A 23018-nucleotide genomic window follows, 5' to 3' on the forward strand; every position below is an offset into this window, starting at 1 on the left:
AGGCACCACAGGAGATGCCGTCAACCCGCGAACGGCACCAGCTCGGCGGCGAGCGCCTGGCCGACCCGCACGTGCACCAACGTGCCCTCGGGCAGGTGCGCGGTGCTCAGCACCTCGCCCTGCCGGTGCACCCGGGCCACCAGGTCACCCCGGTCGTACGGCAGCACCGCGCGGACCTCGACGGCCGGCCGCGGCAGCCGCCGCTCGACCGCCTCGCGCAGCTCGTCGACCCCGCGCCCGCTGTGCGCCGAGACGAACACCGCGTCCGGCCAGAGCCGCTTGAGCCGCAGCATCGTCTCCTCGTCGGTGGCGTCGGTCTTGTTCACCACCAGCAGCTCCGGCAGCCGGTCGGCGCCCACCTCGGCGAGCACCTCGCGCACCGCCCGGACCTGCTCCTCCGGATCCGGGTGGGTGCCGTCGACCACGTGCACCACCAGGTCGGCGTCGCCGACCTCCTCCAGCGTCGAGCGGAACGCCTCGACGATCTGGTGCGGCAGGTGCCGGACGAAACCGACCGTGTCGGAGAGCGTGTAGAGCCGGCCGTCGGAGGTCGTCGCCCGCCGGGTGGTCGGGTCCAGCGTGGCGAACAGCGCGTCCTCCACCAGCACGCCCGCGCCGGTGAGGCGGTTGAGCAGGCTGGACTTGCCGGCGTTGGTGTAGCCGGCGATCGCCACCGCCGGGACCGCGTTGCGGGAGCGCCGGGCGCGCTTGGTCTGGCGTACCGTGGTCATGCTCTTGATCTCGCGGCGCAGCCGGGCGATCCGGTGCCGGATCCGCCGCCGGTCGGTCTCCAGCTTGGTCTCACCGGGACCACGCAGACCCACGCCGCCGCCGGCGCCACCGCCGCGACCGCTACCACCGGTCTGCCGGGAGAGGCTCTCGCCCCAACCACGCAGGCGCGGCAGCAGGTATTCGAGCTGGGCCAGCTCGACCTGCGCCTTGCCCTCCTTGCTCTTGGCGTGCTGGGCGAAGATGTCGAGGATCAGGGCGGTGCGGTCGACCACCTTGACCTTGGTGCGCTGTTCCAGGTTGCGGAGCTGCGACGGCGACAGCTCACCGTCGCAGATGACCGTGTCGGCGCCGGTGGAGAGCACCACCGCGCCCAGGTCGTCGACCTTGCCCCGACCGATGTAGGTGGCCGGGTCGGGCCGGCTGCGACGCTGGATCAGCCCTTCGAGCACCTGCGAGCCGGCCGTCTCGGCCAGCGCCGCCAGCTCGGTGAGGCTGTTGTCGGCGTCGGACTGGTTGCCCTCGGTCCAGACGCCCACCAGGACGACCCGCTCCAGCCGGAGCTGGCGGTATTCGACCTCGGTGATGTCGGTCAGCTCGGTGGAGAGGCCAGGGACCCGCCGCAGCGCCTGCCGCTCCGACAGCTCGTAGTCACCGGTGGTGGCGTCGAGCGCGTCGTCCTCGTAGGGATGGAAGGTCTCCTGCTCGCGCAAACTGCGTCTCCTGTCCGTTATGTGCATCGCCGAGAATTTTCGGCGCGTGACAGCAATCCTGACATGTGACAACGCCGGACGCATCCGCGTTATGCCCGTGGCGCTACCCACCGGTAGCGGGGGCGGCTGCCGGCCGGCCCGGACCTGCGGGTAGAAATGCCAGTCGAGCCGCTCAGCGCCGACGGAGGAGTGTTTTCTCGTGGCCATCACCCGACTGCCGAGTGCCGGATTCTCGATCACGATCCGGATCGCGGTACCCGCGGACGCCTCCTCCATCGGCCGGTTGACCACCGCGGCGGGCGAGGCCGGCGCGATCGTCACCGCGCTGGACGTGGTCGACTCCGACCCCACCAACGTGATCGTCGACCTGACCTGCGACACCGCCGACGCCAGCCACGCCGACCAGGTCGTCGACGCGCTCACCGGGCTCGACGGGGTGGACGTGCGCAAGGTCTCCGACCGCACGTTCCTGCTGCACCTCGGCGGCAAGATCGAGGTCACCCCGAAGGTCGCGCTGCGCACCCGCGACGAGCTGTCCCGCGCGTACACGCCGGGGGTGGCCCGGGTCTGCCAGGCGATCGCCGAGAACCCGGCCGACGCCCGCCGGCTCACCATCAAGCGCAACACGGTGGCCGTGGTCAGCGACGGCTCCGCCGTGCTCGGCCTGGGCAACCTCGGGCCGGCCGCGTCACTGCCGGTGATGGAGGGCAAGGCGGCCCTGTTCAAGCGCTTCGGCGGGGTGGACGCCTGGCCGGTGGTGCTGGACACCCAGGACACCGACGAGATCGTGTCGATCGTCAAGGCCATCGCGCCGGCGTACGGCGGGATCAACCTGGAGGACATCGCCGCGCCGCGCTGCTTCGAGATCGAGGCCCGGCTGCGCGAGGCGCTGGACATCCCGGTCTTCCACGACGACCAGCACGGCACCGCGATCTGCGTGCTGGCCGCGCTGACCAACGCGCTGCGCGTGGTGGGCAAGCAGCTCGCGGACGTCCGGGTCGTGGTCTCCGGCGCCGGCGCGGCCGGCACCGCGATCATGAAGCTGCTGCTGCGCCAGGGCGTGGGCGACATCATCGCGTACGACCGGCAGGGCGCCCTGCACCGCGGGCTGCCCGACCTGAACCCGGCCTGGCAGTGGTTGGCCGAGAACACCAACCGGGAGAACTACGCCGGTGACCTGGCCGGGGCGGTGCGCGGCGCGGACGTGTTCATCGGGGTGAGCGCCCCGAACCTGCTCACCGGCGAGGACGTCGCCGCGATGGCCAAGGACGCGATCGTCTTCGCGCTGGCCAACCCGGACCCGGAGGTCGACCCGCGGGAGGCCCGCAAGTACGCCGCCGTGGTCGCCACCGGCCGCTCCGACCAGCCGAACCAGATCAACAACGTGCTCGCCTTCCCGGGCGTGTTCCGCGGCATGCTCGACGCGCACGCCGAGGAGTTCACCGAGGAGATGGCGATCGCGGCGGCCCGCGCCATCGCCGACGTGGTCGGCGAAGAAAAGATCAACCCGACGGTGATCGTGCCGAGCGTGTTCGACTCGCGGGTCGCGCCCGCGGTGGCCGCCGCGGTGCGCGCCGCCGCGCAGAACCCGGCCGTCACGCCGCCGCCGGCCGCCGACCCGGGCCCCGCCGACCTCCCCGAGATCGCCGCCAACGCCAGCGCCACCCCCTGACGCCTCCCGCCGCGCACCGCCTCCCACCCGCCGATCGCCCGGCCCACGCCCGTCCCCCCAGCCCACGCCGACCCGGCCGGGGCGGCGCGGTTGCTGGCGGGCCTCAGGTGAGGTGTCGGGACCCGGGCATGTCGCGCCAGGAAAGAGAGTTGCCCTGAGAGCGGTATGCCTCAGAGGCATATTTATGGGTCTTGTGATGGATGTGTGGGTCACCGGTTGGGGAGTTGGGGTTGGTGGCCGCCGAGGTTGAGCATGGCCAGGGCGATGAGGGCGTCGGGTGAGTGGAAGCCGAAGGCCATCCGGGTGATCAGGCGGATCTTGGCGTTGACGGACTCGATGCGGCCGTTGGACAGGCCGTGGGTGATGGAGGCGATGATCGCGTCGCGGTGACGCGTGACGCGGCGTTGTAGGTCGACGAAGATGTCGATGCGGCTGCGGCGGGCCCATTCGACCCAACGGTCGAGGGCTTCGACCGCGGCTGGTGGGCTGGTTTTGGCCAGGGTGAACACGTAGCGCAGGCCTTCTTTGAGGGCCCAGGCTCGGTGCAGGCGGGGGTGGGTCTTGGCGATCCAGGCGAGGGTGGCCCGCTGGGCGTCGGTGAGGTTGTTCGGGTTCTTCCATAGCGCCCAGCGGGTGTTCTTCACCAGCCGCGCTTCGCCGACGGCCACCCCGCGGCGGCCTGCTCCCCGACCGGTCGCGGCGTTCCATACCTGTCGGCGGACCCGGTCGACGGCGTCGCTGGCCCACGCCACGACGTGAAACGGGTCGGCGCAGCGCACCGCGTTCGGGCAACGACGCCGCACCACGGTCGTGATCCAGTCCGCGCCGTCGGCCGACACGTGAGTGATCGCGGCGGCCCGCTCGGGACCGAGCAGGTCGAAGAACGCGTGCAGCGTGGCCGCGCTCTTGCCCGCAGCGGCCCACACCAGTCGACCGGTGTCGTGGTCGACCACCACGCTCAGATACCGGTGGCCCTTCTTATAGCTGACCTCGTCGATACCAATGCGACGCAACCCGTCGAGGCGATCCACCGCGTCGCCGGTGTCAGCCCACACCCGCGCCACGATCGCCCCCACCGTGCGCCAACTGATCCGCATCAACCGCGACACCACCGACTTCGCCGCGTGCACCGCCAACCACGCCACCACCTGATCGAACGCCCGGGTATGCCCCGCCCCATGACGCGCCCACGGCACCGCCGCGACGATCACCCCATGCACCCGACACGACACCCGCGGCGCATCGGCCTCGATCACCGCCCGCACCGTCCCCAGATCCAACGCCCGCCACCGCCGCCGAACACCCGCGTCATACCCCGCACACCGACGACGACAATGCGGACACCGATGCCGAGCACCCCGCCGCACCCGCACCCGAGCCACCACCACCGACTCGACCGCATCGAACTCGACACCCTCGAGCACCGCCTGCTCGACCCCGAACAACCGAGCCCATACCCTTACCGAACGCACGCCGTTGCCCCGCCCACTAGTTCTGACCTTCGACAAGCCAGAACCTAGGCAGGACAACGGCGTGCCCCATCAACGACGCGCCCAACCACCCACAAACACGTCACAAGACCCATATTTATGACTCTCAGGCATACCGCAGAAAAGTGCACATCATCCGGGAGCCGTCACACAGCGTGTTCAACGCTGGTGCGGGACGTCGGAACGCCTGTCCCCACCACAGATCGCGCCCGCGAAACGCACGCCGGGGACCACGAGTAAGCACGCCGGGATCGAACCGCGACACCGCCCGGTGCCATCTGCAACACCGACACCATGCCACCGCTTGGCACGCACAGCACGCCACCGCACGCGCAGCGCCGCCTGCGGTCAGGGGCGCAGGGCGTCCGGAATGAGGGTCCCGGTGGCCACCAGCACGGCGGGGCCGGACAGCCAGCACGAGTCGGGCGTCACGGTGACGGTGAGGCGCCCGCCCGGCACGTCCACCGCCACCACACCGGTCTCTCGGTCGGCGTCGCGCAGCGCCACCGCCGCCACCGCGCACGCGCCGGTGCCGCACGAGAGCGTCTCGGCCGAGCCCCGCTCGTGGACCCGCATCAGCACGTGCGCGTCGGCGCCGTCGACCGGCCCGCCCGGCGTGGTGAACTCGACGTTCACCCCGGTCGGGAAGACCGAGGCGTCGACCTCCGGCGCGCGGGTGAGGTCCAGGCCGGCCAGGTCCAGCGCGGCGGGCAGCGCGCACACCAGGTGCGGGTTGCCGACGTCCACCGCCGCGCCGGTCAGGGTCAGCCCGCCCAGGGTGGCGGTGGCCGCGTCGTGCAGGCGGGGACGCCGCATCTCGACGGCCACGTCCGCGCCCTCGACGCGCGCCCGGACCAGACCGGCCCGGGTGGCCACCGGCAACGTCCCGCCCGACGGGGCGACCAGCCCGGTCTCCAGCAGGTAGCGCACGAACACCCGGGCACCGTTGCCGCACATCTCGGCGAACGAGCCGTCGGAGTTCCAGTAGTCCATGAACCACTCGGCCTCGCCGGCCAGCGCGACGCCGTCGGGGTGCTTCGCGGCGCGTACCACCCGCAGGACGCCGTCGCCGCCGAGCCCGCGCCGCCGGTCGCAGAGCGCGGCGACCAGGCCGGGCGTCAGGTCGAGCGTGCCGTCCGGGTCGGGCAGGATGACGAAGTCGTTGCCGGTGCCGTGACCCTTGGTGAACTCCACGCCCCCATCATCCCCGATCCCCGGCGGCCACCCGCAGGGCCGTGTCGACGACGTCGGGGGCGGCCGAGTCGAGCCAGTGCACGCGCGGGTCGCGCCGGAACCACGAGCGCTGCCGGCGCACGAAGCGGCGGGTCGCCCGGATCGTCTCCTCGTACGCCTCGGTCTCGGTCGACTCACCGGCCAGGAAGCGCAGCACCTGGTGGTAGCCGAGCGCCCGGCCGGCGGTACGCCCGGCGGGCAGCCCCTCGCCGACCAGCGTCCGCACCTCGTCGACCAGGCCGTCGGCCCACATCCGGTCCACCCGCAGCGCGATCCGCTCGTCCAGCCGGGCGGTGTCCAGGTCGACCCCGAGCTGCACGGACGGGTAGTAGGGCGTGGGCGCCGGCAGCGACGCGGCGAACGGCGCGCCGGTCAGCTCGATCACCTCCAGCGCCCGGACGATCCGCCGGCCGTTGCTGGGCAGGATGCCGGCCGCCGCCTCCGGGTCCGCCTCGGCCAGGCGGGCGTGCAGCGGGCCCGGACCCACCTCGGCCAGCTCCGCCTCCAGCCGTTCCCGCAGCGCCGGATCGGTGCCGGGGAACTCGAACTGCTCCAGCACCGCCCGCACGTAGAGCCCGGAGCCGCCGACCAGCAGCGGCACCCGCCCCCGGGCCAGGATGTCGTCGACCGCCGCGCGGGCCAGCTTCTGGTATTCCGCCACGCTGGCCGGCTCGGTCACCGGCCAGATGTCCAGCAGGTGGTGCGGCACGCCCTCGCGCTCGGCCGGGGTCAGCTTGGCGGTGCCGACGTCCATGCCCCGGTAGAGCTGCATCGAGTCGGCGTTGACCACCTCGCCGCCGAGGGCGTGCGCCAGCGCGATGCTCAACGCCGACTTCCCGGCCGCGGTCGGGCCGACCACCGCGACGACGATCCCGTCCACGCTCACACCCGCTCCCAGTTCGCCACGAAGTAGGCGACGCCGTAGGGCGCCCGGTGGTAGCCCAGCTCGCCGCGCCAGTCGCCGCCCGCCGCGCCGACCGCGCCGGCCAGCACCTGCCAGGCCGCCCGTCCGGCGACCGTCAGCTCGGCGGAGAGCACCGGGTCCAGGCCGCGCAACGCGTCGGCGTCCGCCTTGGCCAGGGCCGCGGCGACCCCCTCGTCGTACGCCTCGGCGCGCGGGTCGTCGTAGCCCGGCGCCTTGACGCCCCGGCAGGCCGAGCCGTCGCCGAGCACCAGCAGCGCGCACCGGGGATCGCCGTCCGGGACCAGCGTCGCGCCCAACTCGACCGCCTCCGCCGGGGTGGCGTCGGCGGCGACCGTCCAGGCCCGCCGGGGCAGCTCGGTGCCGGACCGGTTCACCAGCCAGGCGCCGATGGTGAGGCTCAGTGGCAGCGCGTCGACGCCCGAGCAGTTGACCTTCCAGAGCCGGACGAACCGGTCCAGCCCGAACGGGCGCAACGACCCGTAGTCGGCCGTGCCGAGACGTTCCGTCCCGGGACCCGCGCCGACCAGCAGCAGCACCTCGGGCCCGGCGGCGAGCAGCCGGGCGACCGCGGCGTCGGCGGCGGCGCGCAGGTCGTCCAACTCGGGCGCGGCGGCACCGGCCACCTCGGGCACGAGCAGGGGCGGGTGGGGGCAGACGGCGGCGGCGACCAGGGGCACGGCTCCAACCTATCGTCGCCGCCCGGTGCGTCCCCGCGCCGATCCGGTCATCGGGGGCGTACGACACCGTATGGTCACGGTCGACGACAGGCGCTCGACACGGACGGGGGCGGACCTGTGACAATGCCGGGAGAAAGTTTGCTGCGCCGTGGCGGCGACCGAGGGCTGGTCCCTCGACGCCGGGAGAACGAGGATGGGCACATGAGCGACTGGACTGCCTTCGGACGGGTGGACGAGGACGGCACCGTCTACGTCAAGACCGCCGAGGGCGAGCGGGTGGTCGGATCCTGGCAGGCGGGCGCCCCGGAGGAAGGGCTCGCCCACTTCGCCCGGCGCTTCTCCGACCTGGTGACGGAGGTCGACCTGACCGAGGCCCGGCTCAACTCGGGCGCGGCGGACGCCGGCGGCTCGCTGGCCACGATCCGCCGGATCCGGGCGTCGCTGCCCGAGGCGCACGTGGTCGGTGACATCGACGCGCTGGCCGCCCGGCTGGACAAGCTGGCGACGGTCGCCGAGGAGAAGGCCGGCGAGGCCAAGGCGGCTCGCGAGGCCGCCCGGGGCGAGGCGCTGGCCCGCAAGACCGCCCTGGTCGAGGAGGCCGAGAAGCTGGCCGCCGAGTCGACCGGCTGGAAGACCGCCGGTGACCGGCTCAAGGAGATCCTCGACGAGTGGAAGACCATCCGCGGCGTCGACAAGAAGTCCGACGGTGAGCTGTGGAAGCGGTTCGCCGCCGCGCGCGACGGCTTCACCCGCCGTCGGGGTGCCCACTTCGCCTCCCTCGACCAGCAGCGCAAGCAGGCGCAGACGGTCAAGGAGGAGCTGGTCGCCGAGGCCGAGAAGCTCAAGGAGTCGACCGACTGGGGCGTCACCGCCGGCCAGCTCAAGGACCTGATGGCCCAGTGGAAGGCCGCGCCGCGCGCCGCCAAGGAGGCCGAGCAGAAGCTCTGGGAACGGTTCCGGGCCGCCCAGGACGAGTTCTTCACCCGGCGCAGTGAGGTCTTCTCCGCGCGGGACAACGAACAGCGGGCCAACCTGGAGCGCAAGCAGGCGCTGCTGGCCGAGGCCGAGGCGCTCGACGTCGACGGCGACCCGAAGGGCGCCCAGGCGAAGCTGCGGGACATCCAGGCCCAGTGGCACGAGGCCGGCCGGGTGCCGCGCGAGGCGGCCGCCGGCCTGGATCGGCGGCTGCGCGCCGTGGACGACAAGGTCCGCGTGGTGATGGACTCGGCGTGGCGGCGCACCTCCAAGGAGGACAACCCGCTGCTGGCGCAGATGCGCGCCCAGGTCGCCGAGGCCGAGGACCGGCTGGCCCGGGCCCAGGCGGCCGGCGACACCCGCCGGATCAAGGAGGCCGAGTCGGCGCTCGCCTCGAAGCGGCAGTTCCTCCAGCTCGCCGAGCAGGCCGGCTGACGCACGCACGACGGAGCCCCCGGGTCGCCCGACCCGGGGGCTCCCGCGTGTCCGGGCACCGGCCGGCTCGGGTTGACGCATCGAGGTGCGCTGATCAGAATGAGCGGCGGAGCCAGGTTCCGACACCGGCGCGAGGGCGTCGACGGCCGACCATCGCCGTCGAGGATCGCCGGTGCCTCCCCGCTGGGTGGCCGTCCACGTCACGGCCCGGTGGACGCTGTCCGCGTACTCGATGACGAGCGTGCCGTGTCCCCTGGTCCTGCCGCCCGCGGCGCTTGTGCGGCGCGGGCATCCGAAGTGGAGCTTCCATGCACCGACGCACCGCCCTCGGCGGCGCCCTGACGGCGCTCGCCACCGCCGCGGCCGGCATCCTCGTCGCCGCGGCCGTCAGCACCACCCCGGCCGCCGCGGCGGCCGGCGGCACCGGCACCGGCTACCTGCACACCAGCGGCAACAAGATCGTCGACAGCACGGGCGCGACCGTCCGGCTCACCGGCATCAACTGGTTCGGCATGGAGACCGACAACAAGACGTTCCACGGCCTGTGGTCGAGCAACCCGTGGCGCGGACAGCTCGACACCATGGCCCGGCTGGGCTACAACACGCTGCGCATCCCCTACTCGAACGACGCCATCAAGCCGGGCGCGACGGCGACCGGGATCAACGACTTCGTCAATCCGGACCTGATCGGGCTCTCCCCGTTGCAGATCCTGGACAAGGTCATCGATTACGCGGGCAGCAAGGGGATGCGGGTCATCCTGGACCGGCACCGGCCGACGTCGGCCGGACAGTCGCCGCTCTGGTACACCTCGGGGGTCTCCGAGGCGACCTGGATCGCCGACTGGAAGACGATGGCCCAGCGGTACGCGAACAACCCGACCGTGATCGGCGCGGACCTGCACAACGAGCCGCACGCCGAGGGCACCAACCCGGCCGCCACCGGCGCCTGCTGGGGCTGCGGCGACACCGCCCGCGACTGGCGGCTGGCCGCCGAGCGGGCCGGCAACGCGATCCTCGGCGTGCAGCCCAACTGGCTGATCTTCGTGGAGGGGGTGAGCTGCCCGAGCGGCGGCCTGTCGAACGTCTGGGACAACGACCCCAGCAACGACGAGGACTGCGGCTGGTGGGGCGGCAACCTCTCCAAGGCCGGGCAGTTCCCGGTGCGGCTGAACGTGGCGAACCGGCTGGTCTACTCGCCGCACGAGTACGCCACCTCGGTCTACCGCCAGGCCTGGTTCGACGACCCGAGCTACCCGGCGAACATGCCGGCCATCTGGGACAAGTACTGGGGCTACCTCTACAAGCAGAACATCGCGCCGATCATGATGGGCGAGTTCGGCACCACGCTCCAGGACCCGAAGGACAAGATCTGGCTGGAGAACCTGATGGCCTACACCGGCACCGGGGTCAACGGCATGTCCTTCACCTACTGGTCGTGGAACCCCAACTCGGGTGACACCGGCGGCATCGCCAACGACGACTGGACCACGGTCAACCAGGCCAAGCAGTCCATCCTCCAGCCCTACCTGATCCCGCCGACCGGCGGCGGCAACCCGAACCCGACGCCGACCGGCACCGGCTCCCCCACCCCGAACCCGACCACGCCCGGCCCGACGCCGACCACGCCGGCGCCGAGCGGCGGGTGCACCGCCAGCTACAAGCAGGTCAACGCCTGGGCCGGCGGCTTCCAGGGCGAGCTGACCGTGAAGAACACCGGCACCGCCGCGGTGAACCCGTGGTCGGTCACCTGGACGTGGCCGTCCGGGGTGACGCTGGCCAGCGGGTGGAACGCCACCGTCACCCAGTCCGGGACCACGGTCACGGCGGCGGCGCCCGGCTGGGCACCGTCGCTGGCCGCGGGCGCGTCGGTCACGGTCGGCTTCACCGCCAACGGCACCGCCGCCAACCCCGCCACGGTGAAGCTCAACACCTCCGCCTGCGGGTAAGGCGGGGGCCCCGCTTAACGCATTCGGTAGAGGAGGGGCCCCCGCTTAACACCTAGTGTTAAGCGGGGGCCCCGCCTAACCGTCAGGGCGGGGTGGGGTCAGCGGACGGCGCAACCGCCGGTGGTGGGGGCGGGCGGTGCGGCCGGCGCGCCGACGGTGGGCAGGCCGAGCGGCACCCCGGGGGTACGCGGGGCGCGCCCCGCCTCGGCCGCGTCGCCGGCCCGGGTGCGCCGGTGCGCCAGCGGCGCCCCGTCGGCGTTCAGGTGGTGCGGGGCCGCGTACGTGACGGCGGTGTGCACGATGTCGCCGGGCCGGATCTGCCCGGCCAGGTCACCGGTGGCGAAGTGCACCAGCCGGCCGTCGCGCGCCCGCCCGGACATCCGGCCGGTGCGCTCGTCCTTGCGGCCCTCGCCGACGGCGACCAGCACCTCGACGGTCTCACCGACCAGCTTCTTGTTCTCCGCCCAGGTGATCTCCTCGACGCAGGCGACCAGCCGCTCGTAGCGCTCCTGCACGACCTGCTTGGGAAGCTGGCCGTCCATGGTGGCGGCCGGGGTCCCGGGGCGCTTCGAGTACTGGAAGGTGAACGCCGAGGAGAACCGGGCCTCCCGGACCACGTCGAGGGTGCGCGCGAAGTCGGCCTCGGTCTCGCCGGGGAAGCCGACGATGATGTCCGTGGTGATCGCCGCGTCCGGCATCGCCGCCCGGACCTTGGCGATGATGCCGAGATACTTCTCCGACCGGTACGAGCGGCGCATCGCGCGCAGCACGTCGTCGGAGCCGGACTGCAACGGCATGTGCAGCGAGTGGCAGACGTTCGGCGTCTCGGCCATCGCCTCGATCACGTCGTCGGTGAAGTCCTTCGGGTGCGGGCTGGTGAACCGGACCCGCTCCAGCCCGTCGATGTCGCCGCAGGCCCGCAGCAGCTTGCCGAACGCGTAGCGGTCGCCGAACTCGACGCCGTAGGAGTTGACGTTCTGCCCGAGCAGGGTCACCTCCAGCACGCCCTCGGCGACCAGCGCGCGCACCTCGGAGAGGACGTCGCCGGGACGGCGGTCCTTCTCCTTGCCGCGCAGCGAGGGCACGATGCAGAAGGTGCAGGTGTTGTTGCAGCCGACGGAGATGGAGACCCACCCGGCGTACGTCGACTCGCGCCGGGTCGGCAGCGTGGAGGGGAAGACCTCCAGCGACTCCAGGATCTCCACCTCGGCGGCGGCGTTGTGCCGGGCCCGGTCCAGCAACGCCGGCAGTGAGCCGATGTTGTGCGTGCCGAAGACCACGTCCACCCAGGGGGCCTTGCGGACGATGTCGCCGCGGTCCTTCTGGGCGAGGCAGCCACCGACCGCGATCTGCATCCCGGGGTGCTTCGCCTTCACGGGGCGCAGGTGACCCAGGTTGCCGTAGAGCCGGTTGTCGGCGTTCTCCCGGACCGCGCAGGTGTTGAACACCACCACGTCGGGCTGGTCGCCGGCCTCGGGGGCGCGCACGTAGCCGGCGTCCTCGAGGAGGCCGGAGATGCGCTCGGAGTCGTGCACGTTCATCTGGCAGCCGTACGTGCGCACCTGGTAGGTGCGCGGGCTGCCCGCGGCTGCGGTAGTCATGACCCGGACAGCGTATCCGGGCGGGTCCGCGGCCGGCGACGGGCGGACCCGGTCAGGCGGCGGCGAGCGCCGGCCCGACCGAGTCGGGCGCCCACCGGGAGCGGTGGCAGCGCGACCAGCCCCGGCAGCCGGGGTCGGCCTCGGTGCAGAGGCGTTGGTTGCTGAGCACCTCGCCGTCGTCGGTCTCGACCACGTCGAAGTGCACCGGGCGGATCGTGCCGTCCGGGGCGACCAGCAGGTGCCGCCCGGCGTCGAGCGTGTCGTCGCGCATCAGGCAGTTGCGGCCCAGCACCCGGGCCAGCGCCGCGATCGCGGGCAGCTCGGCCAGGCGTTCGGGCACGCCGTAACAGTCGACCACGGTGCCGTAGGCCCCGGGCGCCTCCCACACGTCGCAGACCACCGCGTACGCGGGGAGCCGGGCCGGGTCGGCGACGGCCAGGGGCATCACCACCCGGCCGAGCGCCTCGGCCATCGCCGGGTAGACCTCCACCGGCGCGCCGCCGTCGATTCTCCAGTTCCACAGCTCGGTCATGCCGCCTCCTCGCTGCGCTCGTCCCACCGGCCTCCGGATCGGGCCTTACTGACGATGGTGGGGGGCATTTGACCTCGACCGGGGGCAAGTTACCGGTCTGTGACCATTCCGGGCAAAATTTCCCTGGGCGACGTTGCCCTGAGTAGCGGGAAGATGACAGTTTATCGGGTATCGTGCTCCGCCGCGCGCACCGACGCGGCGCGTCAGCGCAGCCGGATCAGGTGGTCGGAGGCGGGCAGCAGCTCACCGATCACGGTGCCGCCCGGCACCTCGCCCGCGACCAGCAGGCCGCCCGAGGTCTGCGCGTCGGCCAGCAGCAGCCGCTCCGACTCGTCGGCGCCGCCGAAGTCCGTCCACGGCGTCACCCACTCCAGGTTGCGCCGGGTGCCGCCACTGACGTACCCGTCACGCAGCGCCTCCCGCGCGCCCGGCAGGTACGGCACCGCGGCGGTGTCGATCGCGACCGTGAGCCGACTGGCCCGGGCCAGCTTCGAGGCGTGCCCGAGCAGGCCGAAGCCGGTCACGTCGGTCCCGCAGCGGATGCCGGCGGCCACCGCCGCGCGGGCGGCGTCCCGGTTCAGCCGGACCATCGACGCGACCGCCTCGGCGAACCGCTCCCCGGTCTGCTTGTGCCGGGTGTTGAGCACGCCCACGCCGAGCGGCTTGGTCAGCGACAGCGGCAGCCCGGCCCGCCCGGCGTCGAGGGTGATCAGCTCGTCGGGGCGGACCACGCCGGTGACTGCCAGGCCGTACTTCGGGCCGTCGTCGTCCACGCTGTGCCCGCCGGCCAGGTGACAGCCGGCCTCCCGGGCCACGTCCTGCCCGCCGCGCAGCACCTCGCGGGCCAGTTCCAGCGGCAGCACCTCGCGCGGCCAGCAGAGCAGGTTGAGCGCGACCAGCGGGGTGCCGCCCATCGCGTACACGTCGGAGAGCGCGTTGGCGGCGGCGATGCGGCCCCAGTCGTAGGCGTCGTCGACCACCGGGGTGAAGAAGTCGGCGGTGGTCACCAAGCCGGTGCGCTCGTCCAGCCGTACCACCGCGGCGTCGTCGCCGTTCTCCAGGCCGACCAGCAGGTCGGCGGTGCCGCCGGCCGGACCGAGCCCGGCGACCATCGCCTCCAGCTCGCCCGGCGGGATCTTGCAGGCGCACCCGCCGCCGCGCGCGTGATCGGTCAGCCGGAACGTGTCGGTCATCGCCTCATGATCTCCGCGACCGGGCGGCGCCGCCACTCGGACGCCCCGGCGGCGCCGGAATCCGGACGTGCGGGGACGCCGGTGACCGGTGTTACCGCTCCGTGACCATCTGGGTTGCGTACCGCCACATCAGGCCGCCTACAGTTGCCCAACCGGAGGTCGACCGACCCCGGTTCCGGCACGAACGACAGGGACGGTGGACGACGTGACGACGGGCGACCCGCTGATCGTGCTCGACGGGGTCAACAAGTGGTTCGGGCCGCTGCACGTGCTCGACGACGTGTCCCTCTCCGTCGGCCGGGGCGAGGTGGTCGTGGTGATCGGCCCGTCCGGCTCCGGCAAGTCGACGCTGTGCCGCGCCATCAACCGACTGGAGCCGATCAACGACGGCACCATCACGTTCGACGGGCAGCCGCTGCCGGCCGAGGGCAAGCCCCTGGCCAAGCTGCGCAGCGAGGTCGGCATGGTGTTCCAGTCGTTCAACCTCTTCGCGCACAAGACCATCCTGGAGAACGTCACGCTCGGGCCGGTCAAGGTGCGCAAGGAGAAGCCGGCCGCCGCCCGCGAGCGCGGGCTGGCCCTGCTCGACCGCGTCGGCATCGCCAACCAGGCGGACAAGTACCCGGCCCAGCTCTCCGGCGGCCAGCAGCAGCGGGCGGCGATCGCCCGCGCGCTGGCCATGCAGCCGAAGGCGATGCTCTTCGACGAGCCGACCAGCGCGCTCGACCCGGAGATGGTCGGCGAGGTGCTCGACGTGATGACCTCGCTGGCGCGCGACGGCATGACCATGGTGGTGGTCACGCACGAGATGGGCTTCGCCCGGCACGCGGCCAACCGGGTCATCTTCATGGCCGACGGCAAGCTGGTCGAGGACGCGCCGCCGGCCGAGTTCTTCGCGAACCCGCGCAGCGAGCGGGCCAAGGACTTCCTCTCCAAGATCCTCACGCACTGAGCGTCCGTAGTGGAGCCGGTTCCCGGCGGCTCCGTCGAAAAAGGGAGAAAAATATGCGTATGAAGCGCGTGGCGGCGGTTGCCGCGGCGGCGACCTTGGCGCTCGGCATGAGCGCCTGCGGCGGCGACGGGGACAGCGGCTCCGGCAGCGGAGCCAAGGGCATCGTGGGCAAGGCCCAGAGCCAGAAGAAGCTGGTCATCGGCGTGAAGGCCGACCAGCCGGGCCTCGGCATCCAGACCGGCAGCCAGTACGAGGGCTTCGACGTCGAGATCGCCAAGATCGTGGCCAAGGGCCTCGGCGTGGACGCGAACAACATCGAGTGGAAGACCACCGTCTCGGCGAACCGCGAGCCTTTCATCCAGCAGGGCACCGTCGACCTGGTGGTGGCCACCTACACCATCAACGACGAGCGCAAGCAGAAGATCAACTTCGCCGGGCCGTACTTCATCGCCGGCCAGGACCTGCTGGTCAAGGCCGACTCCACGTTGACCGGCCCGGAGGCGCTGGACGGAAAGACGGTCTGCTCGGTCACCGGCTCGACGCCGGCCAAGCGGATCCAGACCGAGCACCCGAAGGCCAAGCTCCAGCAGTTCGACTCGTACTCGAAGTGCCTCCCCCTGCTGGAGAGCGGCAAGATCGACGCGGTGACCACCGACGACATCATCCTGGCCGGCTACGCCGCCCAGTCCCAGTACGCCGGCAAGTTCAAGGTGGTCGGCAAGCCCTTCTCGACGGAGCCCTACGGCATCGGCCTGAAGAAGGACGACAAGGACGGCTGCGAGAAGGTCAACGAGATCCTCAAGACCGCCGCCTCGGACGGCACCTACAAGGCCGCCTGGGACGCCACCCTGGGCAAGAGCGGCAAGGCCGCGCCCGAGCTGGACACCACCAAGCTGACCAACTGCGGCAGCGTCTGACACGTTCCGGGGCCGGCACCCGAGGGGTGCCGGCCCTGGCCTGTCACGACGCCGACGACGTGCCCCGGGAGTCGACGCATGCACGTATTCGCTGATCCGACCAACCTCGACGCATACCTGTCGGGCTTTCTCTGGATCCTCAAGCTGACCGGCGCGTCGGCGGTCCTCGCGCTGGTGCTCGGCGTGCTCCTCGCCGCCTTCCGGGTCTCCCCGGTGCCGGTGCTGCGGGGCTTCGGCGCGGCCTGGGTCAACATCTTCCGCAACACGCCGCTGACGCTGATCATCTTCTTCTGCTACTTCGGCCTCTTCACCACACTCGGGCTGACCCTCTCCGACGACCTCGACCAGAACAACTACTGGCTGGGCGTGGTGGGTCTGTCGGTCTACACCGCCGCGTTCGTCTGCGAGGCGGTGCGGTCCGGCATCAACACCGTTCCGGCCGGCCAGGCCGAGGCGGCCCGCGCGATCGGGCTGACCTTCTTCCAGACCCTCCGGATCGTGGTGCTCCCGCAGGCGGGACGGGCCGTGGTCGCCCCGCTGGGCAGCGTGCTCATCGCCCTCTGCAAGAACGCGACCATCGTCGGCACGATCGGCCTGATCGAGGCGTCCAGCGTGATGAAGGACCTCATCAACAGCAACGGCGACGCCGTGATCGCGATCTTCGCCGTCTTCGCCGGCACCTTCGCCGCGCTCCTCATCCCCACCGGCTACTTCTTCGGCTGGCTGGCCAACCGACTGGCGGTGAAGCGCTGATGAGCACCAGCACCGTTCTCTACGACCACCCCGGGCCACGGGCACGCGTCCGCAACGCGGTGCTGAGTGTGGTCTTCGGCGTCGGCCTGGTGGCGTTGCTCTGGTGGGTCTACGCCAAGTTCGACCAGGCCGGGCAGTGGGAGGGGAGTCTCTGGCAGCCGTTCACCGAGGCGTCCACCTGGACCCAGTTCATCTGGCCCGGCCTGCGGCAGACCCTGCTCGCCGCCGCCACGGGCATGGTGCTGTCGCTGACGTTCGGCATCCTGTTCGCGGTCGGCCGGCTCTCCGACCGTCGGTGGATCCGGGTGCCGTCCGGCGCGGTGGTGGAGTTCTTCCGCGCCGTTCCGCTGCTCATCATGATCTTCTTCATCTTCTACGGTGTGCCGTTCCTGATCCAGGGGCCGGTGTCGGCCTTCTGGGCCGTGGTCGTCGGCCTGACCCTCTACAACGGATCGGTGCTCGCCGAGGCGTTCCGCGCCGGCATCCGCGCCATCCCGGGCGGCCAGGCCGAGGCGGCGTACGCCGTCGGCATGCGCAAGAGCCAGGTGATGCAGTTGATCCTGGTGCCGCAGGCGGCCCGGGCCATGCTGCCCGTGATCGTCAGCCAGCTCGTGGTGCTGCTCAAGGACACCGCGCTCGGCTACATCGTGGCCTTCCCGGAGCTGCTCCAGCGGGGTGTCAACGACCTCTCCGCCAACCGGGGCAACGTGGTTGCCGCGGCGATCGTGGTGGCCGCCATCTACATCGTGATCAACTCACTGCTGACCACGCTGGCGAACTGGCTCGACGGGCGCAGCCGGAGGCGGAACTTCCGGATCCCGAAGCAGGCCGCCGCACCGGACTCGACGCCGGCCGGTGGCGCCACGGTGGCCGAGCCACAGGGCTGACCGACCCGCTTCACCCACACGGCCCTGCCATCCGCACGGATGGCAGGGCCGTGTGTCGTCCGCTCAGCGGGCGATCTCGGTGACCCGGGACTCGCGCACCACGGTCACCCGGATCTGCCCCGGATAGGTCAGCTCCTCCTCGATCTGCTTGGCCACGTCCCGGGCCAGCACCGCCGCGCCGATGTCGTCCACGTCGTCCGGCTTCACCATCACCCGGATCTCCCGGCCCGCCTGCATGGCGAAGACCTTCTCCACGCCGAGCTTGCCGGCCGCGATCTCCTCGATCCGCTCCAGCCGCTTGACGTACGCCTCCAGGCTCTCCCGCCGGGCCCCGGGCCGCCCGCCCGAGCAGGCGTCGGACGCCTGGGTCAGGACCGCCTCGATGGTCTGCGGCGGCACCTCGTTGTGGTGCGCCTCGATGGCGTGCACCACGTCCTCGGTCTCGCCGTACTTGCGGGCCAGGTCGGCGCCGATGATGGCGTGGCTGCCCTCCACCTCGTGGGTGAGCGCCTTGCCGATGTCGTGCAGGAACGCGCACCGCTTGATGGTCGGCACGTCCAGCCGCAGCTCCGCGGCCATGGTGCCGGCGATGTGCGCGGTCTCGACCAGGTGCTTGAGCACGTTCTGCCCGTACGACGTGCGGTAGCGCAGCCGGCCCAGCAGGGTGACCAGTTCCGGGTGGATCTCGGTGATACCCACCTCGACCAGGGCGTCCTCGGCGGCCCGGTGACACAGCTCCGCCACCTCCTGGCGGGCCAGGTCGTAGACCTCCTCGATCCGGTGCGGGTGGATCCGGCCGTCCAGGACCAGCTTCTCCAGGGTGACCCGGCCGACCTCGCGGCGGACCGGGTCGAAGCAGGAGAGCAGCACCGCCTCGGGGGTGTCGTCGATGATCAGGTTGACGCCGGTGACCGACTCGAAGGCGCGGATGTTGCGCCCCTCCCGGCCGATGATGCGTCCCTTCATCTCGTCGCCGGGCAGGTGCAGGACGCTGACCACGCTCTCCGCGGTCTGCTCGCTGGCGACCCGCTGGATGGCGTCCACCACGATGTTGCGGGCGCGCTGCTCGGCGCTGCCCCGGGCGTCCGCCTCGATCTCCCGGACCAGCAGCGCGGCCTCCCGCTTGGCCTGCCCCTCGATCGACTCGACCAGCTCGGCGCGGGCCGTGTCGGCGGTCAGCCCGGCCACCCGCTCCAGTTCGCGGTGACGCTGCTCCTCCACCTCGGTCAGCTCCCGCTCGCGCTCGACCAGCGCGGCCTCCCGGGCGGCGAGCGCGGCGGTGGCGGCGGTGAGCTGCCGCTCGCGCTCGGCCAGCCGCTCCACCTCCTCGGTGTGCAGCCGCTCCCGCTCGTCCATCCGGGCGGCCCGCCGCTCGACCTCGGCGGCCTGCTCCCGGGTGGTGGCGGCGAGCACCGCCACCTCCCGCTCGCCGCTGCGCCGCGCGGTGGCGCGGAGCTGCTCGGCGTCCGCCTCGGCCTGCTTGTGCGCCCGTTCCAGCACGGTGTCGGCCTCGGCGCGGGCGTCGTCGAGCACCCGTCGCGCCTCGGCGCGGGCGGCCTTCGCCTCGGCCTTGGCGGCGGCGGCCTCGGCCCGGGCCGCGGAGGCGGCCGACTTGGCCACGTCGATGGTGCTGTTCACCTCGTCGGCGGCGGTGCGCAGCGCGGCCAGGGACTGCTCCTGCCGGTCCTTCTCCGCGATGAACGCCGGGTCCTCCGGCGCGGGGGCCAGGCTGAAGCGCTTGAGCGCCCGCACGCCGAACAGCACGGCGCCGACGACCACCGCGACGAGCAGCAGCACCACCACGAGGAGGACGACGTCGAAGGCGCTCATGCCGTCGCTCCGACCGGCGTCCGGCGACCGGACGGCACGGTGTCCCCGCCCGGCGAGGCACGACCGGAACCGTGTGGCAGACCGCCGGTGAACCTGTGCCGCCCCGCCATGGCCGCCTCCCCTGAACGTCGGCGCCGCAGGACACGCGTGAAGGACACGCGCCTGCGGCTCTGGACGCCCGACCGGAGCGGCTGGCTGTGGGCAGCTTTCCGTCGGCGGTGCCCCTCGTTGGGCACCGCCGGCGGCCGGTTGCAGTTGTCGGGCGCTCCGAACGGGTCCGGAGCGACCGTCAAGGGCCGGTGAAGCTGGCCAAAGTGATGCTGTTCTGTTACGAGATCTATGTTGTGCGCTTAGCCTGCGCTGGTCGGGCAAAGTGAGCCTGTATGGCGAGGCTAGGTCGCGAGGGGCCGTTCGGTCAAGGAGTCATGATCAAACCACCCGGACGGAGAGAAGTTGCCCCGTCACGCAGTGCTGAGAATATGCCGGACAGGGTTGGACAAACCTCGCCGGCCGTCATCGCACCGTGACCTTTCCGCCTGCTCAGAGCCCCTCCCGCCACCCACCCGACCCGCCCGGCCCGCCGGCCCTTCGGTGATCAAAGGGTTCGTGTCGAAGCCGATCTCCGGGCCCGACACGAACTCCTTGATCACCGAAGCGGCGGGCGGGCCGGGCGGGCGGGAGTCAGGGTTCGGGCGGTGGTCACCAAAGTGGCGTTGTCCGGTGCGGTGGTGCCGTCCGGCAGCAGCAGCGTGTCCTCCAGGCCGACCCGGGTGTGCAGGCCGCGGCGGACCGCCTCGGCGAACACCGGCCAGGTCGCCGGACCCTCGCCGTGCAGCAGCACCGGCGGGCTCCCGTCGGGCAGCGCGGCGAGGATCGCCGCCGCGTCGGCGAGCGCCACCTCGGCCGGCTCCGCCATGCACTCGACCAGGACCCGCCCGGTGGGCGTCGGCCAGCGGCGCCAGGCGTGGACCGCCGCCTCCGTCCAGAGGCCCGCCTCGACCATGACGCCGCGCTCGTGCAGGGCCGCGGCGACCTCGGCCGCGCCGGGTTCGTGGGCGTTGACCGAGGCGAAGTCCGGCAGCACCGTCCAGGCGCGGACGGCGGCCACCCGCTCGGCCGGGTCGGGGACGATCCACGCGCCGGTGCTCACGCCCACCGGCAGGCCGGGACGGGCCGCCCGGACGGCGTCGACGGCCGCCGCGATCACGGCCGGATCGAGCGACTCGGCGCCGCCGTCGTCGCGCGGATGCACGTGCACCGCCGCCGCCCCGGCGTCCGCGCAGCGGACCGCGTCGGCCGCCAACTCGGCCGCGGTGAGCGGCACGGCCGGATGGTCGTCCCGCCGGCGGCCACCGTTCAGGCAGGCCTTCAGCATCGGGTCTGCGCCTCCTCGACGTCGGCGGGCCGGAGCGGATCAGTCGTGCCGGCGGGCGTCGAGGTCGTTCTCGGCGTCGGCCAGCGCGTCGGCGTCGATGTGCTCGGCGAACTCGGCCGCCTCGGCGCTCTGCGCCGCGAGCGCGTCCTTGACCGCGCCGATCGCCACGCCGGCCGGGTAGCCCTTGCGGGCCAGCATGCCGACCAGGCGACGGAACACCGCGTCGGGCTCGCCGCGGGCGGTGCGCAGCTTCCGGTCCACCAGGGCGCGGGCCGTCTCCGCCTCGGTCTCCTCGTCCAGCCCGTCCAGGGCGGCGCCGGCCACCTCGCCGTCGACGCCCTTCTGGCGCAGCTCGTTGGCGAGCGCCCGGCGGGCCAGGCCGCGGCCGTTGTGCCGGCTGCTCACCCAGGCCCGGGCGAACGCGGCGTCGTCCACGATGCCGACCTCGTCGTAGCGGTCGAGCACCCGCTCGGCGGTCTCCTCGGAGATGCCCCGCCGGGCCAGCGCGCCGGCCAGCTCGGCCCGGGTGCGCGGCCGGGTGGAGAGCTGTCGCAGGCAGATCTCCCGGGCCAGCTCGGCCTCGTCGCGCGGCGGAGCCGGAGCCTCCCCGGGATCGGGCTCCGCCGCACGACCGCGACGCCCACGGCGGGGCGCGGGCGTGTCGGTGGCGTCACCCGCACGGGGTGGGCCGGCATCCCAGCCCCGCCCCGTACGGGCACGTCGTCCTGCCACAGGTCAGCGGATCAGAAGTCGACCGGCGGCAACTCGGGGCCACCGGCGGCGTCGCCGGCACCACCGATGCCGACGCCGAGCTTCTCCAGGATCTTCTTCTCGATCTCGGCGGCCACGTCCGGGTTCTCGCGGAGGAACTCGCGAGCCTTCTCCTTGCCCTGGCCGAGCTGGTCGCCGTCGTAGGTGTACCAGGCGCCGGACTTGCGGATGATCGCCTGTTCCACGCCGACGTCGATCAGGGAGCCCTCGCGGGAGATGCCCTTGCCGTACATGATGTCGAACTCGGCCTGCTTGAACGGCGCGGCGACCTTGTTCTTCACGACCTTGACCCGGGTGCGGTTGCCGACCACGTCGGTGCCGTCCTTCAGGCTCTCGATGCGGCGCACGTCGAGCCGGACCGAGGCGTAGAACTTCAGCGCCCGACCACCGGTCGTGGTCTCCGGGCTGCCGAACATCACGCCGATCTTCTCGCGGAGCTGGTTGATGAAGATCGCGGTGGTGCCGGTGTTGTTGAGGATGCCGGTGATCTTCCGCAGCGCCTGGCTCATCAGCCGGGCCTGCAGACCGACGTGGCTGTCGCCCATCTCGCCCTCGATCTCGGCGCGCGGCACGAGCGCGGCCACCGAGTCGATCACGATGATGTCGATCGCGCCGGAGCGGACCAGCATGTCGGTGATCTCCAGCGCCTGCTCGCCGGTGTCCGGCTGGGAGACCAGCAGGGCGTCGGTGTCGACGCCGAGCGCCTTGGCGTATTCCGGGTCGAGCGCGTGCTCCGCGTCGATGAACGCGGCGATGCCACCCGCCCGCTGGGCGTTGGCCACCGCGTGCAGGGCGACCGTGGTCTTACCGCTGGACTCCGGACCGTAGATCTCGACGACCCGGCCGCGGGGCAGACCGCCCACGCCGAGCGCCACGTCGAGCGCGATGGACCCGGTCGGCGTGACCGCCGTCTGGATGACGGGCCGCTCCCCCAGCCGCATCACCGAGCCCTTGCCGAACTGCTTGTCGATCTGAGCGAGAGCAAGGTCGAGCGCCTTCTCCCGGTCAGGACCTGCCGCCATCGTTGCCACCCCTGCCTTCGCCGGCGTCTTTCCTGAGCTTCGCGTCACGCGGGACACGCTAGGCGCTGGGTCCGACAGAAAACCAGCCGACGGGCCGCGGACTGTGGACGAGCACCCCGCTGTGGACAATAGCCGAACAGGTGTACGACTGGGCAAGCGACACGCGGAAGCGGGAAAAAGGCTGCTCAGCGTAGTCGGGCGGGCACCCGGTCGGGATACGCGGCGACCACCGCGCGCCACACCACGTGCGTTTCCTCACCGGCCGCCAGCGCCTGCTCGACGGTCCGCCCACCGAGTTGGGACAGCACCTGGTCGCTGGCGATGCTGGCCGCGTAACCCGGCCCGAACGCCTCCTCCAACCGCGTCCAGAAGTCGGTCAGCCGCACCTGT

Annotated in this window: 20 protein-coding genes; 7 read left to right on the forward strand and 13 right to left on the reverse strand. The window is 72.3% G+C overall.

The features are described 5' to 3' along the window. Nucleotides 1-20: 20 nt before the first annotated feature. Nucleotides 21-1442: a GTPase HflX gene (gene hflX, locus H1D33_RS16350; protein WP_181572312.1), complete on the reverse strand. Its 1422-nt coding sequence runs from the start codon at nucleotides 1440-1442 to the stop codon at nucleotides 21-23. A 199-nt stretch (nucleotides 1443-1641) separates the two neighbouring features. On the opposite strand from hflX, the gene H1D33_RS16355 reads away from it, so the two are divergent. Further along, nucleotides 1642-3114: an NAD-dependent malic enzyme gene (locus H1D33_RS16355; RefSeq protein ID WP_307755201.1), complete on the forward strand. Its 1473-nt coding sequence runs from the start codon at nucleotides 1642-1644 to the stop codon at nucleotides 3112-3114. Nucleotides 3115-3323: 209 nt separating this feature from the next. Here the strand turns inward: H1D33_RS16355 and H1D33_RS16360 are convergent, their stop codons facing one another. The 4 genes from H1D33_RS16360 to H1D33_RS16375 all read right to left on the reverse strand — a co-directional run bounded on the left by H1D33_RS16360 (nucleotide 3324) and on the right by H1D33_RS16375 (nucleotide 7439). Then, complete coding sequence (locus tag H1D33_RS16360) at nucleotides 3324-4586, reverse strand: ISL3 family transposase (RefSeq protein ID WP_181572522.1); 1263 nt, start codon at nucleotides 4584-4586, stop codon at nucleotides 3324-3326. Nucleotides 4587-4952: 366 nt separating this feature from the next. Beyond that, nucleotides 4953-5798, reverse strand: a complete 846-nt coding sequence (gene dapF / locus H1D33_RS16365; RefSeq protein ID WP_181572311.1) for a diaminopimelate epimerase — start codon at nucleotides 5796-5798, stop codon at nucleotides 4953-4955. Between the two features lie 7 nt (nucleotides 5799-5805). Then, a complete protein-coding gene (gene miaA, locus H1D33_RS16370) occupies nucleotides 5806-6837 on the reverse strand; it encodes a tRNA (adenosine(37)-N6)-dimethylallyltransferase MiaA (protein ID WP_414685544.1) in 1032 nt (343 codons plus the stop codon). After that, nucleotides 6720-7439 carry a class III extradiol ring-cleavage dioxygenase family protein gene (locus tag H1D33_RS16375; protein ID WP_181572310.1) on the reverse strand — a complete coding sequence of 240 codons (720 nt, stop codon included), beginning with the start codon at nucleotides 7437-7439 and terminating at the stop codon, nucleotides 6720-6722. The genes miaA and H1D33_RS16375 overlap by 118 nt, the downstream gene beginning before the upstream one ends. A gap of 201 nt (nucleotides 7440-7640) precedes the next feature. On the opposite strand from H1D33_RS16375, the gene H1D33_RS16380 reads away from it, so the two are divergent. Both H1D33_RS16380 and H1D33_RS16385 read left to right on the forward strand, forming a co-directional pair. After that, nucleotides 7641-8849 carry a DUF349 domain-containing protein gene (locus tag H1D33_RS16380; protein ID WP_181572309.1) on the forward strand — a complete coding sequence of 403 codons (1209 nt, stop codon included), beginning with the start codon at nucleotides 7641-7643 and terminating at the stop codon, nucleotides 8847-8849. Nucleotides 8850-9157: 308 nt separating this feature from the next. After that, the gene (locus tag H1D33_RS16385) at nucleotides 9158-10795 is read left to right on the forward strand and encodes a cellulase family glycosylhydrolase (RefSeq protein ID WP_181572308.1); all 1638 of its coding nucleotides are present in this window, start codon (nucleotides 9158-9160) and stop codon (nucleotides 10793-10795) included. 98 nt (nucleotides 10796-10893) lie between these two features. Here the strand turns inward: H1D33_RS16385 and miaB are convergent, their stop codons facing one another. The 3 genes from miaB to selD all read right to left on the reverse strand — a co-directional run bounded on the left by miaB (nucleotide 10894) and on the right by selD (nucleotide 14121). Continuing rightward, nucleotides 10894-12396, reverse strand: a complete 1503-nt coding sequence (miaB, locus tag H1D33_RS16390) for a tRNA (N6-isopentenyl adenosine(37)-C2)-methylthiotransferase MiaB (protein ID WP_181572307.1) — start codon at nucleotides 12394-12396, stop codon at nucleotides 10894-10896. A gap of 52 nt (nucleotides 12397-12448) precedes the next feature. Then, nucleotides 12449-12928, reverse strand: a complete 480-nt coding sequence (locus tag H1D33_RS16395) for a hypothetical protein (RefSeq protein WP_181572306.1) — start codon at nucleotides 12926-12928, stop codon at nucleotides 12449-12451. Nucleotides 12929-13131: 203 nt separating this feature from the next. After that, nucleotides 13132-14121 (reverse strand): selenide, water dikinase SelD, encoded by a 990-nt coding sequence (gene selD / locus H1D33_RS16400; RefSeq protein ID WP_181572305.1) that lies wholly within the window; start codon nucleotides 14119-14121, stop codon nucleotides 13132-13134. A gap of 196 nt (nucleotides 14122-14317) precedes the next feature. Here selD and H1D33_RS16405 point away from each other — a divergent pair, with 196 nt between their 5' ends. The 4 genes from H1D33_RS16405 (at nucleotide 14318) to H1D33_RS16420 (ending at nucleotide 17630) form a co-directional block, all read left to right on the forward strand. Next, on the forward strand, nucleotides 14318-15073 hold the full coding sequence (locus tag H1D33_RS16405) for an amino acid ABC transporter ATP-binding protein (RefSeq protein ID WP_281370495.1): 756 nt from the start codon (nucleotides 14318-14320) through the stop codon (nucleotides 15071-15073). 53 nt (nucleotides 15074-15126) lie between these two features. Beyond that, entirely contained in the window at nucleotides 15127-15990 is an 864-nt protein-coding gene (locus H1D33_RS16410; protein WP_181572304.1) for a glutamate ABC transporter substrate-binding protein, read from the forward strand. A 78-nt stretch (nucleotides 15991-16068) separates the two neighbouring features. Continuing rightward, complete coding sequence (locus H1D33_RS16415; RefSeq protein WP_181572303.1) at nucleotides 16069-16743, forward strand: amino acid ABC transporter permease; 675 nt, start codon at nucleotides 16069-16071, stop codon at nucleotides 16741-16743. Then, on the forward strand, nucleotides 16743-17630 hold the full coding sequence (locus tag H1D33_RS16420; RefSeq protein WP_181572302.1) for an amino acid ABC transporter permease: 888 nt from the start codon (nucleotides 16743-16745) through the stop codon (nucleotides 17628-17630). Before H1D33_RS16415 ends, H1D33_RS16420 begins: the two co-directional genes overlap by 1 nt. A gap of 63 nt (nucleotides 17631-17693) precedes the next feature. On the opposite strand, the gene rny is transcribed toward H1D33_RS16420, so the two are convergent. From rny to H1D33_RS16445, 5 genes are all read right to left on the reverse strand, one after another. After that, nucleotides 17694-19460: a ribonuclease Y gene (rny, locus tag H1D33_RS16425; protein WP_181572301.1), complete on the reverse strand. Its 1767-nt coding sequence runs from the start codon at nucleotides 19458-19460 to the stop codon at nucleotides 17694-17696. A gap of 646 nt (nucleotides 19461-20106) precedes the next feature. Beyond that, on the reverse strand, nucleotides 20107-20835 hold the full coding sequence (locus tag H1D33_RS16430) for a 3-keto-5-aminohexanoate cleavage protein (protein WP_181572300.1): 729 nt from the start codon (nucleotides 20833-20835) through the stop codon (nucleotides 20107-20109). A 39-nt stretch (nucleotides 20836-20874) separates the two neighbouring features. After that, nucleotides 20875-21567: a regulatory protein RecX gene (locus H1D33_RS16435; RefSeq protein WP_181572299.1), complete on the reverse strand. Its 693-nt coding sequence runs from the start codon at nucleotides 21565-21567 to the stop codon at nucleotides 20875-20877. A gap of 11 nt (nucleotides 21568-21578) precedes the next feature. Further along, on the reverse strand, nucleotides 21579-22628 hold the full coding sequence (gene recA / locus H1D33_RS16440) for a recombinase RecA (RefSeq protein ID WP_181572298.1): 1050 nt from the start codon (nucleotides 22626-22628) through the stop codon (nucleotides 21579-21581). Between the two features lie 185 nt (nucleotides 22629-22813). Then, nucleotides 22814-23014, reverse strand: a complete 201-nt coding sequence (locus H1D33_RS16445; protein WP_018785963.1) for a DUF3046 domain-containing protein — start codon at nucleotides 23012-23014, stop codon at nucleotides 22814-22816. Between the last annotated feature and the right edge of the window lie 4 nt (nucleotides 23015-23018).

This window comes from Micromonospora ferruginea (assembly GCF_013694245.2).
Classification (GTDB): domain Bacteria; phylum Actinomycetota; class Actinomycetes; order Mycobacteriales; family Micromonosporaceae; genus Micromonospora; species Micromonospora robiginosa.